Source organism: Streptomyces sp. NBC_01217, assembly GCF_035994185.1.
Classification (GTDB): Bacteria; Actinomycetota; Actinomycetes; order Streptomycetales; family Streptomycetaceae; genus Streptomyces.
This window is the reverse complement of record NZ_CP108538.1, coordinates 5659141-5671951: the sequence shown is the minus strand read 5'-3', so window position 1 is coordinate 5671951 and position 12811 is coordinate 5659141. Positions and strand designations below refer to the sequence as shown.

Genomic DNA, 12811 nt, shown 5'->3' with positions numbered 1-12811 from the left:
CGTTACCGGAGGGATCCTATGCATCGCCCCCGCAGGGCGGTCGGGGCGATGCCCGCACGGCGGTCCGGGGTGCCGTCAGGGCGTGCCCCGGCGCGCCAGCAGCCACGGCTCCACGACGCCGAGGCCGCGCACCGGGCGCTGCCACATCGGCTGCAGCCCGTAGCGGTACCTGGGCACGGCCACCGGCTCCACGCCCTCCTGGCGCTCCTTCTCGGCGACCGCGGCCTCCTCGGCTGCCTGCGCCTCGGAGGCCGGAGCGTCGCCGGTACGGGTCAGCTCCTGTGCGAACGCCCCGTCCACCAGCACGGCGTCCTTCGGCGCTATCGAGGTCAGCCGGCTGGCGAGGTTCACCGTCGTACCGAAGACATCGCCCATTCGGGTGGTGACCGTGCCGAAGGCGATGCCGACGCGCAGCGCGGGCATGGTCTCGTCCTGGGCCATCGCCTCTATCAGCCGCAGCGCGATCTCGGCCGCGGTGCCCGCGTCGTCGGCGGCGTAGAGGACCTCGTCACCGAGGGTCTTGATGAGCCGGCCGCCGTGGGCGGCGACCAGGTCGGCGCAGGTGGTCTCGAACGACTCGACCAGCTCGCCGAGCTCCGCCTCCTCCAGCCGCCGGGTCAGCCGGGTGAACCCGACGAGGTCGGCGAAGCCGACGGCCAGGCGCCGGTCGACCATCTCCTCGTCGTCGGCGGCCTGCACGACCCGGCCGGTGGCGGCGGCCAGCTGGCGCCGCCACACGTACACCAGGAACTCCTCCAGCTCCGGGAGGAGCAGCTCGACCAGCGGGTACGTGACCTCGGTCCGGGTCATTCCGGGCTCGGGCGGCTCGGTCAGCCCCTCCAGGAATGAGTCGATCTGCCACTCCGCCAGCCGGGCGGTGGTCTGCCCGGTGGACCGGGCCACCTGGATCGCCATCGGCTCGCTGAGCAGCCCCGCCTCGACGAGACCGGCGAGCCGGCGCAGCGCCAGCACATCGGCCTCGGTGAGCGCCCTGGCCTGCCCGATGTCGGCGAAGCCCATGGCCCGCCAGAAGCGGGAGGCCAGGTCCATCGAGACACCGGCGGTACGGGCCGCCTGGAACGGCGTGTAGCGACGGTCGGCGCCCAGGATCAGCTGTTCCAGCCGGATCGCGAGGGGGTCGTCGGTCGGTTCCGCCGTATGGTCGACTTCGTGATGCGGCGTCGGGTGGACCGAGGGTTCCGACGGGGGCTCCGCGCCCGCACCGGAGGTCGTGTCGTCGACGGTCACCAGCCGCCTCCTGCCCGTTCCCTGCGCACTGCCCTGCCGATCTGTCGGTGGATCGGCCTCAACGATACGGCAGGTGTGCCGTGGCTCACGTCCCTCGGTCGTCCCGGAACGTTCCCGGGTGGCGCCCGCCCTGCGCCGGACGTGCGCGCCGCCCCTCAGGTCAGGCCGCCCCCGGCGCCCCGCAGGTGCACGATGTCGCCCGCCGACACGGGTTCCTGGAGGCCGTCGTCGGTGGACAGGACCAGCCGGCCGTCGCCGTCGATCGCCACGGCCTCGCCGGTGAGCGTGCGCTCGCCCGGCAGCTGGGCCCGTACCGTTTGCCCGAGCGTCGCGCAGCCCGCCGCGTACGCCTCCTGCAGACCGCTCGCCGCCGCGTCGCCGCCCGCCGCGCGCCACTGCTCGTACCAGTGGTCCAGGGAGCGCAGTACGCCCCGCAGCAGCGTCTCCCGGTCGGTGGAGACCGCTCCGGCCATGGCCAGGGACCCGGCCCCCGGAGCGGGGAGTTCATCGGCGCGCAGGGAGACGTTGAGGCCGATGCCGACGACTACGCCGTTCCCGGCGCGTTCGGCCAGGATGCCGCCCGTCTTGCGTTCCTCGCCGTCCACAGCGACCAGGAGGTCGTTGGGCCACTTCAGTGCCGTGTCGACGCCCGCCGCGCGGGCCAGCCCCGTCGCCGTCGCGACACCGGCGAGCAGCGGCAGCCAGCCCCACCGCTGTACGGGGACGCCCTCGCCCGGCGTCAGGAAGACGGAGAAGAACAGGCCCGAACGGGCCGGAGCCGTCCAGGTGCGGTCGAGGCGGCCGCGGCCCGCGGTCTGCTCCTCGGCGACCAGCACGGCGCCTTCGGCGAGCCCCTCCGCCGCACGCCGGGCGAGATCGGTGTTGGTGGACCCGGTGGTCTCCACGACGTCGAGCGAGGCCCACAGCCCGCCCGGCCGCAGCAGCCCGCGCCGCAGCGCGGGGACGTTCAGGGGCGGCCGGTCCAGGTCCGACCAGCGGCTGTGAGGCGCATCCGAAGGTGTCATGCAAGCCAGACTAGGTGTGGCAAACGACGCACTGCCGAACCGTATCCGCGCCGATACGCTACGGATCAGTAGGTGTTCAGGCACCTGATCAGCAGCACAGTCGTCCCCGTGACCAGGCAGGGAGCCGCCACCCGATGTCCGAGCCGGAAGAGATCGACATCCACACCACCGCGGGCAAGATCGCGGACCTGCAGCGCCGTATCGACGAAGCAACGCACGCGGGCTCCGCGCGCGCGGTCGAGAAGCAGCACGCGAAGGGCAAGCTGACCGCCCGCGAGCGGATCGACCTGCTGCTCGACGAGGGTTCCTTCGTGGAGCTCGACGAATTCGCCCGGCACCGCTCCACCAATTTCGGCATCGAGAAGAACCGCCCGTACGGGGACGGCGTCGTCACCGGCTACGGCACGGTCGACGGCCGTCCCATCTGCGTGTACTCGCAGGACTTCACCATCTTCGGCGGCTCGCTCGGCGAGGTCTACGGTGAGAAAATCGTCAAGGTGATGGACTTCGCGCTGAAGACCGGCTGCCCGGTCATCGGCATCAACGACGGCGGCGGCGCCCGCATCCAGGAAGGCGTGGCGGCGCTCGGACTGTTCGCCGAGATCTTCCGCCGCAATGTGCACGCCTCGGGTGTCATCCCGCAGATCTCGCTGATCGTCGGACCGTGCGCGGGCGGCGCGGTCTACTCCCCCGCGATCACCGACTTCACCGTCATGGTCGACCAGACCTCGCACATGTTCATCACCGGTCCCGACGTCATCAAGACCGTCACCGGCGAGGACGTCGGCTTCGAGGAGCTGGGCGGCGCCCGTACGCACAACACCACCTCCGGTGTGGCACACCACATGGCGGGCGACGAGAAGGACGCCATCGAGTACGTCAAGTCGCTGCTGTCGTACCTGCCTTCGAACAACCTCTCCGAGGCGCCGGCCTTCCCCGAGACGGCCGGCATCGCCACCACCGACGAGGACCGCGAGCTCGACACGCTCATCCCGGACTCGGCGAACCAGCCGTACGACATGCACACCGCCATCGAGCATGTGCTGGACGACGGCGAGTTCCTGGAGACCCAGGCCCTGTTCGCGCCGAACATCATCACCGGCTTCGGACGCGTCGAGGGCTTTCCGGTCGGCATCGTCGCCAACCAGCCGATGCAGTTCGCGGGCTGCCTGGACATCAACGCGAGCGAGAAGGCCGCACGGTTCGTCCGTACGTGTGACGCCTTCAACGTACCCGTGCTGACGTTCGTCGACGTCCCCGGCTTCCTGCCCGGCGTCGACCAGGAGTACGGCGGCATCATCCGCCGCGGCGCCAAACTGATCTACGCCTACGCGGAGGCGACCGTCCCGCTGATCACCGTGATCACCCGCAAGGCCTTCGGCGGCGCGTACGACGTCATGGGTTCCAAGCACCTCGGCGCCGACATCAACGTCGCCTGGCCGACCGCGCAGATCGCGGTCATGGGCGCGCAGGGCGCGGTCAACATCCTGCACCGCCGCACGATCGCCGCCGTCACGGACCCCGCCGAGGCGGAAGCCACCCGCGCCGAACTGATCGCCGACTACGAGGACACGCTCCTCAACCCGTACGTGGCGGCCGAACGCGGCTACGTGGACGCGGTGATCATGCCGTCCGACACCCGCGCCCACATCGTGAAGGGGCTGCGCCAGCTGCGTACGAAGCGGGAGTCGCTGCCCCCGAAGAAGCACGGCAACATCCCCCTCTAGAAAGGGTCCTGGCCATGATCAAGGTCGTACGGGGCAACCCGACCCCGGAGGAGCTGGCCGCCGCACTGGCGGTGGTCCGGGCGCGCGCCGCGGCGACGGCCGACGTGTCGTCCGACGCGCCCGCGCTGCCCGGCCAGTGGTCCGACCCGGAACGCATCGCCCGGCGCGAGCGCCATCTGCCGGGCCCGCGGGCCTGGGCGCGGACGTACTGGCCCGGATAGCCGGCGGTCGCACGTTTCCGGAGGTCCGGACCACTTCGGGCCGGGCCTCCGGTGCGTACGGGCACGATCTGGTCCGTACGCACCAGGGCGGCTGAGTACCCGTACTCAGGCGCGGTATCCGCCGCCGAAGCAGGATCGGTCCCATGCTGTGGTCCGACCCCGAGAACAGGCCCCCGAAGGAACTCCGCGACGCCCAGAACATGATGCGCCGCGCGGGGCTGGTACTCGCACTCGCGATGGTGGTCGCGATGTTCGTACTCGGGACGCGGTAAAAGGCCTTCTGGCCCGTCCGGCGACTGAGGACCGGGGTCCGGGGCAGAGCCCCGCACGCCCCCTCAACTCCCCTCCGTGTTGGGCCCCTTCAGCCCCTGCAAGGTCAGCATCAGCAGCCGGCCCGCCAACTCCGGGTCATCCGGCGACTGTTCCGCGGCCAGCGCGATCGCGTTCGTCAGCTGCATCAGGTCGTCGATCGACACGTCCGCCCGCACGGCCCCGCTTCCCTGCGCCCGCGCCAGCAGCACCGCCCCCGCCTCGCGCAACGGCACATTGCACTGCGACAGCGCCGAAGTCTCGTCCCGTGACGTCGACATGAGCGCCTGGGCGAGCCCCCGGTACTCGCCCGCATGGGTGATGATCGCGCCCAGCCACTCCACCAGGCCCCCGCACGGCTGCTCCGCCCCCGCGAGTTCGTGGGAACGGGTGATCAGCGAGGTCAAAGCCTCCTGGAAGACGGCGTTCATCAGCGCGTGCCGGTTCGGGAAGTGCCGGTACAGCGTGCCGATCCCCACGCCCGCGCGGCGCGCGATGTCCTCCAAGGACGCGTCGGTGCCGTGTTCCGCGAAGGCCGTACGGGCCTCGCCCAGCAGCCGGTCGTAATTACGGCGCGCGTCGGCACGCATGGGCCGGGCCGGCGTCTGTGCCGTGCTCATCGCCATTGCGCAGTCCTCCCTTTTTCCGCCCCGGGGTCCAGGATGCCATTGCATATCCGGAGGGTGCCTCCGTATCGTTTCGGAGGCACCCTCCGAATAACGTCCCCGGATCCCCTGGAGGCAATACCGTCATGCCGGAAACAGCCACAGACACCGCGGCGGACTCCACCGCCACCGCCCTGCCGCACCGCCCCGCCTTCGCCCTCACGCTGATCCTGACCTGCCAGATGATGCTGATCCTGGACGCGACCGTCGTGAACATCGCGCTGCCCGACATCGGCGCGGAACTCGGCTTCAGCCCCGCCGGACTGTCCTGGGTGCTCAACGCGTACACCCTCGCCTTCGGCGGACTGATGCTCATCGGAGGCCGGCTCGGCGACCTCATCGGCCGCCGCCGCGCACTCACCGTCGGCGTGCTCGTCTTCACCGTCGCCTCGCTGCTCGGCGGCCTCGTCGACAGCTCGGCGCTGCTGCTCGTCGCCCGTACCACGCAGGGCGTCGGCGCGGCGCTCGCCGCACCGTCCACGCTCGCGCTGATCACCACCACCTTCGCCGCGGGGGCCGAACGCGACCGCGCGCTCGGCCTGTTCACCGGCGTGGCCGCCGCCGGTTCGGCGATCGGGATGATCCTCGGCGGCGTACTCACCGACGTGGGCTCCTGGCGCTGGACCCTGTTCATCAACGTCCCCCTGGGCCTCGCCGTCGTGGCGCTCGCCCCGCTCGCCATCCGCGAGACGGCCCGCACCCGCGGCGCCCGCTTCGACGTCGGCGGCGCCCTCACCGGTACGTCGGGGGTGACCGCGCTCGTCTACGCGTTCATCCGCGCCGCCGACCACGGCTGGGGCGACGCCCAGGTGACCTGGGCGTTCGTCGCGGCGGCGGCACTGCTCGGGGCGTTCCTCGCCGTGGAGCGCCGGGTGCGGCAGCCCGTCGTACCGCTCGATCTGTTCGCCGTACGCAACCGTGTCATCGCCTTCGCCGGGATGCTGCTGGTGCCCGCCGCGATGTTCGGGGTCTTCTACTTCGACACCCAGTACTTCCAACTCGTCCGCGGCTACAGCCCGTTGCGCACCGGGCTCGCCTTCCTGCCGCTCGCGGTCGGCATCTTCGCCTCGTCCATGCTCGCCGCCAAGGCGCTCGCCCGCTTCGGTCTGCGGCGCACCGCGGGCGGCGGTCTGGTCCTGGCCACCGCCGGGATCCTTCTGCAGAGCATGCTCTCCACGGACAGCGGCTACTGGACGGCTCTGTTCGGACCGCTCCTGATCAACGGTCTCGGGCTGGGATTCGTCTTCATGCCGCTGAGCGTCCTGATCCTCACCAGCATCGGCCCGGACCGGGCCGGTGCCGCGTCCGGACTGATGCAGACCATGCAGCAGGTCGGCGGCGCACTGGGGCTTTCCGCGCTCGTGACCGTGTACGGGGCCGCGGTGCGGGCAGCGGATCTGCCGGGGCCGGACGGCATGGTCGAGGGCTACTCGACCGGGCTGCTCGCCGGGGCCGGCTTCCTGGCGCTGACCCTGGTCCTGCTGCTCAACGCGAGGACGGCCGCCGCGCCGCCCTCGCAGGAGTGAGTGAGTGACGCACGACGGGGGCCTTCGGATTCATTCGTACGACTGAATCCGAAGGCCCCCGTCCCGTCATCGAGCGGCGGGATACCGCACGCTTCAGTCCTTGATCTCGCAGATCACGGCGCCGGAGGAGACCGAGCTGCCGACCTCGGCGGCCAGCCCCTTGACGGTGCCGGCGCGGTGCGCGTTCAGCGGCTGCTCCATCTTCATGGCCTCCAGGACCACGATGAGGTCGCCCTCGTGGACCTGCTGGCCCTCCTCGACGGCGATCTTGACGATGGTGCCCTGCATCGGGGAGGCGAGGGTGTCGCCGGAGATCGCGGAGCCGGTCTTCTTCGCCGCGCGGCGCTTGGGCCTGGCGCCCGCCGCGAGTCCGGTACGGGCAAGGCTCATGCCCAGCGACGAGGGCAGCGAGACCTCAAGGCGCTTGCCGCCGACCTCGACGACGACGGTCTCGCGGCCGGTCTCCTCCTCCGCCTCCACATCGGCGGGCGCGGTGAAGGGCTTGATCTCGTTGACGAACTCGGTCTCGATCCAGCGGGTGTGGATCGTGAACGGGTCGCTGGTGAAAGCCGGATCGGCGACGACCGCGCGGTGGAACGGAATGGCGGTGGCCATGCCCTCGACGTTGAACTCGGCCAGCGCGCGCGCCGCCCGCTGCAGCGCCTGCTCACGGCTCGCACCGGTCACGATCAGCTTGGCCAGGAGCGAGTCCCAGGCCGGGCCGATCACGGAACCGGACTCCACGCCCGCGTCGAGGCGGACACCGGGGCCGGTCGGCGGGGCGAACGTGGTCACCGTGCCCGGGGCGGGCAGGAAGCCGCGGCCCGGGTCCTCGCCGTTGATCCGGAACTCGAAGGAGTGCCCGCGCACGGCAGGGTCGTCGTAGCCGAGCGCCTCGCCGTCGGCGATGCGGAACATCTCGCGCACGAGGTCGATGCCGGTGACCTCCTCGGTGACCGGGTGCTCGACCTGGAGGCGGGTGTTGACCTCGAGGAACGAGATCGTGCCGTCGGTGCCGACGAGGAACTCCACCGTGCCCGCACCGACGTAACCGGCCTCCTTGAGGATGGCCTTCGACGCCGCGTACAGCTCCGCGTTCTGCGCCTCGGAGAGGAACGGCGCGGGGGCCTCCTCGACCAGCTTCTGGTGGCGGCGCTGGAGCGAGCAGTCACGGGTGGAGACGACGACGACGTTGCCGTGACTGTCGGCCAGGCACTGCGTCTCGACGTGGCGCGGCTTGTCGAGGTAACGCTCCACGAAGCACTCCCCGCGGCCGAACGCGGCCACGGCCTCACGGACCGCGGAGTCGTACAGCTCCGGGATCTCCTCCAGCGTGCGCGCCACCTTCAGACCGCGGCCGCCACCACCGAAGGCGGCCTTGATCGCGATCGGCAGTCCGTGCTTCTTCGCGAACGTCACGACCTCGGCGGAGCCCTCGACCGGGTCCGGCGTACCGGCCACCAGCGGGGCACCGGCGCGCTGCGCGATGTGCCTGGCCGCGACCTTGTCGCCGAGGTCCCGGATCGCCTGCGGCGGCGGACCGATCCACGTCAGGCCCGCGTCGATGACGGCCTGGGCGAACTCGGCGTTCTCCGACAGGAAGCCGTAGCCGGGGTGGATCGCGTCCGCCCCGGAGTCCTTGGCAGCCTGGAGCACCTTGGCCATGTCCAGGTAGCTGGCGGCCGGGGTGTCACCGCCCAGGGCGAATGCCTCGTCGGCCGCACGCACATGCAGAGCGTCGCGGTCCGGGTCGGCGTAGACGGCCACGCTCCCGATTCCCGCATCCCGGCATGCCCGAGCAACACGGACAGCAATTTCGCCACGGTTGGCGATGAGCACCTTGCGCACGATGGCTCCCTCCTTGAAACAAGCTGAGTTTAGGGACTACCGACACGGCCCTACGACCCGTCCCCAATGGTGAGCTTGCCCACACGGAGTGTGATTCGAGGCTTGCTCAAGTCGCGAAATCCCTTGTGGCACCACGGTACGCCGGGATCCATAACCGCACAGTAGCCACGAGGTGTGGTCCAGGTCTCTGTTCGTGCAGGCAGCCACGCCCGGTGTTTCTTTGTCGAGTCCCCACTAACGGGCGAACGATTCTTTGCCCGACGCACGAGAGCCGCGACAAGGGGGCGCGCGGAAAGCGCACGGGTATGCGCCTCAGGCGCGGGGCGGGGGCGAAGACCGTCAGGACCCTTGTCCGGAGCGTTACCGATTAGTAGGGTCCGCGCTATCGCACGTACTGCAGGTAACAGGGGGTGAGCACCGTGGTGCGCAGACCGGTGGCGATCGTGGCCGCGATCGTGCTGTTCGTGGAGGCCGTGGGGATCGTGGTCATCAACGGCATCCTCGCGACGGTCGTCAAGAACCAGGAGATGTCACTGGCCGGGCTGGACTCCGCCGCGATGTCCAACGGCACCTGGGTGATGGGCGGTGTCTTCGGCCTGTATCTGCTGCTGTGCGGGCTGGCCCTGCTGCTGACCGGCATACGCGACCGGGCCCCGGGCCGTATCGCCCGCATCGTCCTCATACTCTGCGCGGTGGTGCACGGGGTGCTGGGTGCGCTGACGGTGGGGCTGGTCGGCTGGGCCGCGTTCGCGTTCCTGATGGTGGTGCTCGGGCTGATCGTGCTGGCGCTGGTGGCGTACGGCCCCGAGCCCGAGGCCGAAGCCGAGCAGCCTGTGGACGACGCCGGGCCGAGCGCTCCGGCGACGGTCTGAGCCGGACGCGTACGGCCCGGCTCGGGCGCAGACCCGGCTCGCGCGCAGCTCCGGCTCAGACAGATCCGGCTCACGCGACTCCGGCTCAGACCCACAGTTCGGTCACGGAGATCCCCAGCTCGCCCAGCAGCCGGCGCAGCAGCGGCAGCGAGAGGCCGATGACATTGCCGTGGTCGCCCTCGATGGAGTCGATGAACGGCGCCGAGCGGCCGTCCAGCGTGAAGGCGCCCGCCACGTGGAGCGGCTCGCCCGTGGCCACGTAGGCGGCGATCTCGGCGTCCGTCGGTTCGCCGAAGCGGACGGTCGTGGAGGCGGTCGCCGAGGCGTTACGTCCGCTCGCGGTGTCGACCACGCTGTGGCCGGTCCGCAGCACACCGGCCCGGCCGCGCATGGACTTCCAGCGGGCGATGGCCTCCTCGCTGTCGGCCGGCTTGCCGAACGCCTCGCCGTCGAGTTCGAGCACCGAGTCGCACCCTATGACCAGAGCGCCCGCCGCCTCCGGCCGAGCGGCCACCGCGGCGGCCTTGGCCTCGGCGAGGACGAGCGCCAGCTCGGCCGGTGTCGGGGCGCTCAGTGCGTCCTCGTCCACCCCGCTGACGACCACCTCGGGGGCGAATCCTGCCTGCCGCAGCAGAGTGAGACGGGCGGGGGAGGCGGAGGCGAGTACGAGACGGCGCTGATCAGTCATACGCGCCATCGTAGAAGGACCGGGACGGCGCTCGTCCCGCGCGCGGGTCAGCCCCTACCGGCGCCGCAGATCCGCCACCCTCGCCCGGTCCCCCTGGCCCTGCCCCTGTTCCGCCAGCGCCGCGGCGCTCCGCAGTTGCTGCGGGCCCGGTCCCCCGGGACCACCCCCGCGCGTGCGGCGCTGGCCGGGCAGGGGCATGTCGCGGCGGGGCTGGCGCCCCGGTGGGAGGGGTTCGGCCGGGGCCGGGCCGCTCCCGGCACCCGCCACCGCGATCTGCACCCCCTGGTCGGCCAGGGCCTGCAGCTCCGTGGCGGCACGGTCGTCGTGGCCGGGCGGTTCGTCCGTCACGAGGCGGGTGATGAGGTCCGTCGGCACCGTCTGGAACATGGTGTCGGAGCCGAGCTTGGTGTGGTCCGCCAGGACCACCACCTCCGCCGCCGCCTGAACCAGGGCCCGGTCCACGCTCGCGGAGAGCATGTTGGACGTGGAGAGGCCGCGCTCCGCGGTGAGGCCGCTCCCGGAGAGGAACGCGCGAGAGACCCGCAGCCCCTGGAGGGACTGCTCGGCACCGCTGCCCACCAGGGCGTAGTTGGAGCCGCGCAAGGTGCCGCCGGTCATCACCACTTCCACCCGGTTGGCATGGGCCAACGCCTGGGCGACCAGCAGTGAGTTGGTGACGACGGTCAGGCCGGGGACCCGCGCGAGCCGGCGGGCCAGCTCCTGCGTGGTCGTACCGGCACCGACGACGATGGCCTCGCCCTCTTCGACGAGACCGGCGGCCAGGTCGGCGATGGCCGTCTTCTCGGCGGTGGCGAGATGGGATTTCTGCGGAAAGCCGGACTCCCGCGTAAGACCGCCCGGCAAGACCGCACCGCCGTGCCGGCGGTCGAGGAGTCCTTCTGCCTCCAGTGCCCGCACGTCCCGCCGTACGGTCACTTCGGAGGTCTGGACGACGCGGGCGAGCTCACGGAGCGATACCGCCCCGTTGGCGCGCACCATTTCGAGGATCAACTGACGACGTTCTGCAGCGAACACGAAACTGACAGTAACGCGGCGCACGAGTGTTTTCAGCAGTTTGCGCCGAATAACGGAAGTTGTACATACAAGGGGCCGCCAAGTGGTATAGGCGGCCCTGTTGTTGTTCCGTACTGATCGTCAGACGCTCTCCGGGCCGCCCGAGTTGCCGGGAGTTGCCCGGGATCACCGGGTTCCCGCAGGCGCTTACGCCTCGCCCGTGCGCTTGCGGGCGTGCAGCTGGCGGGCCACTTCCGCGATCGATCCCGACAAGGACGGATACACGGTGAAGGCGTTTGCGATCTGTTCGACCGTCAGATTGTTGTCGACCGCGATCGAGATGGGGTGGATCAGCTCGCTCGCCCGCGGTGCGACGACGCAGCCGCCGACCACGATGCCGGTGCCGGGCCGGGCGAATATCTTGACGAAGCCGTCGCGGATGCCCTGCATCTTGGCGCGCGGGTTGCGCAGCAGCGGCAGCTTGACCACACGGGCGTCGATCTTGCCGGCGTCGACGTCGGCCTGGGTGTAGCCGACGGTGGCGATCTCGGGGTCGGTGAAGACGTTCGAGGAGACCGTCTTCAGGTTCAGCGGGGCCACCGCGTCGCCGAGGAAGTGGTACATCGCGATACGGCCCTGCATGGCGGCGACCGAGGCGAGGGCGAAGATCCCGGTGACGTCACCGGCCGCGTACACGCCGGGGGCGCTGGTGCGGGAGACCTTGTCGGTCCAGATGTGGCCGGACTCCTTGAGCTTGACCCCGGCCTCCTCCAGGCCCATGCCCGCGCTGTTCGGGATCGCGCCGACCGCCATCAGGCAGTGCGAGCCGGAGATGACCCGGCCGTCGGCGAGGGTGACCTCGACCCGGTCGCCGACGCGCTTCGCCGCCTGGGCGCGGGAGCGGGCCATGACGTTCATGCCGCGGCGGCGGAAGACGTCCTCCAGCACGGCGGCCGCGTCCGGGTCCTCGCCCGGCAGCACCCGGTCGCGGGACGAGACGAGGGTGACGCGCGAGCCGAGCGCCTGGTAGGCGCCCGCGAACTCGGCACCCGTCACACCGGAGCCGACCACGATGAGCTCTTCGGGGAGCTCGTCGAGGTCGTAGACCTGGGTCCAGTTGAGGATGCGCTCGCCGTCGGGGAGCGCATCCGGAATCTCACGCGGGTGGCCGCCGGTGGCGATCAGGACGGCGTCGGCGGTGAGCCGCTCCTGCGTACCGTCGGCGGCGGTCACCACGACCGTGCGGGAGCCGTCGGCGGCCTGGAGGCCCTCCAGACGGCCGCGGCCGCGCATCACGCGTGCACCCGCACGGGTGACGGAGGCGGTGATGTCGTGGGACTGGGCGAGCGCCAGGCGCTTCACACGCCGGTTGACCTTGCCGAGGTCGACGCCGACCACCCGGGCCGCCTGCTCGATGTGCGGCGTGTCGTCGGCGACGATGATGCCCAGCTCCTCGTACGAGGAGTCGAAGGTGGTCATCACCTCTGCCGTCGCGATCAGGGTCTTCGAGGGCACGCAGTCGGTGAGCACGGACGCGCCGCCGAGGCCGTCGCAGTCGACGACGGTCACCTCCGCGCCGAGCTGGGCGCCCACCAGTGCCGCCTCGTACCCGCCGGGTCCGCCGCCGATGATCACGATCCGGGTCACGAAAAGTCCGCCTCGCGTGTG

12 protein-coding genes are annotated in these 12811 nt (G+C 71.0%); 5 read left to right on the top strand and 7 right to left on the bottom strand.

Features of this window, described 5'->3' with window-relative positions; all coding sequences use genetic code 11:
- Positions 1 to 75 precede the first annotated feature (75 nt).
- Both OG507_RS25545 and OG507_RS25540 read right to left on the bottom strand, forming a co-directional pair.
- The gene (locus OG507_RS25545) at positions 76 to 1248 is read right to left on the bottom strand and encodes an adenylate/guanylate cyclase domain-containing protein (protein ID WP_327369503.1); all 1173 of its coding nucleotides are present in this window, start codon (positions 1246 to 1248) and stop codon (positions 76 to 78) included.
- Between the two features lie 155 nt (positions 1249 to 1403).
- Positions 1404 to 2273, bottom strand: a complete 870-nt coding sequence (locus OG507_RS25540) for a biotin--[acetyl-CoA-carboxylase] ligase (RefSeq protein ID WP_327369502.1) — start codon at positions 2271 to 2273, stop codon at positions 1404 to 1406.
- Positions 2274 to 2407: 134 nt separating this feature from the next.
- Here OG507_RS25540 and OG507_RS25535 point away from each other — a divergent pair, with 134 nt between their 5' ends.
- The 3 genes from OG507_RS25535 to mmpB all read left to right on the top strand — a co-directional run bounded on the left by OG507_RS25535 (position 2408) and on the right by mmpB (position 4493).
- On the top strand, positions 2408 to 4000 hold the full coding sequence (locus OG507_RS25535; RefSeq protein ID WP_327369501.1) for an acyl-CoA carboxylase subunit beta: 1593 nt from the start codon (positions 2408 to 2410) through the stop codon (positions 3998 to 4000).
- Positions 4001 to 4014: 14 nt separating this feature from the next.
- Positions 4015 to 4221 (top strand): acyl-CoA carboxylase subunit epsilon, encoded by a 207-nt coding sequence (locus OG507_RS25530; protein ID WP_327369500.1) that lies wholly within the window; start codon positions 4015 to 4017, stop codon positions 4219 to 4221.
- 143 nt (positions 4222 to 4364) lie between these two features.
- Positions 4365 to 4493 (top strand): morphogenic membrane protein MmpB, encoded by a 129-nt coding sequence (gene mmpB / locus OG507_RS25525; RefSeq protein ID WP_327369499.1) that lies wholly within the window; start codon positions 4365 to 4367, stop codon positions 4491 to 4493.
- A 63-nt stretch (positions 4494 to 4556) separates the two neighbouring features.
- Here the strand turns inward: mmpB and OG507_RS25520 are convergent, their stop codons facing one another.
- Entirely contained in the window at positions 4557 to 5156 is a 600-nt protein-coding gene (locus tag OG507_RS25520) for a TetR/AcrR family transcriptional regulator (protein WP_327369498.1), read from the bottom strand.
- 125 nt (positions 5157 to 5281) lie between these two features.
- On the opposite strand from OG507_RS25520, the gene OG507_RS25515 reads away from it, so the two are divergent.
- Positions 5282 to 6721, top strand: a complete 1440-nt coding sequence (locus OG507_RS25515) for an MFS transporter (RefSeq protein ID WP_327369497.1) — start codon at positions 5282 to 5284, stop codon at positions 6719 to 6721.
- A 93-nt stretch (positions 6722 to 6814) separates the two neighbouring features.
- On the opposite strand, the gene OG507_RS25510 is transcribed toward OG507_RS25515, so the two are convergent.
- Positions 6815 to 8569, bottom strand: coding sequence for an acetyl/propionyl/methylcrotonyl-CoA carboxylase subunit alpha (locus OG507_RS25510; protein ID WP_327369496.1), 1755 nt, complete (start codon positions 8567 to 8569; stop codon positions 6815 to 6817).
- A gap of 410 nt (positions 8570 to 8979) precedes the next feature.
- Between OG507_RS25510 and OG507_RS25505 the strand changes: the two genes are divergently transcribed.
- Positions 8980 to 9441 carry a hypothetical protein gene (locus tag OG507_RS25505; protein WP_327369495.1) on the top strand — a complete coding sequence of 154 codons (462 nt, stop codon included), beginning with the start codon at positions 8980 to 8982 and terminating at the stop codon, positions 9439 to 9441.
- Between the two features lie 85 nt (positions 9442 to 9526).
- Here the strand turns inward: OG507_RS25505 and OG507_RS25500 are convergent, their stop codons facing one another.
- The 3 genes from OG507_RS25500 to OG507_RS25490 all read right to left on the bottom strand — a co-directional run bounded on the left by OG507_RS25500 (position 9527) and on the right by OG507_RS25490 (position 12790).
- Positions 9527 to 10138 carry a nucleoside triphosphate pyrophosphatase gene (locus OG507_RS25500; RefSeq protein ID WP_327369494.1) on the bottom strand — a complete coding sequence of 204 codons (612 nt, stop codon included), beginning with the start codon at positions 10136 to 10138 and terminating at the stop codon, positions 9527 to 9529.
- Positions 10139 to 10183: 45 nt separating this feature from the next.
- Complete coding sequence (locus tag OG507_RS25495) at positions 10184 to 11164, bottom strand: DeoR/GlpR family DNA-binding transcription regulator (protein ID WP_327369493.1); 981 nt, start codon at positions 11162 to 11164, stop codon at positions 10184 to 10186.
- A gap of 186 nt (positions 11165 to 11350) precedes the next feature.
- Positions 11351 to 12790, bottom strand: coding sequence for an NAD(P)H-quinone dehydrogenase (locus OG507_RS25490; protein WP_327369492.1), 1440 nt, complete (start codon positions 12788 to 12790; stop codon positions 11351 to 11353).
- Between the last annotated feature and the right edge of the window lie 21 nt (positions 12791 to 12811).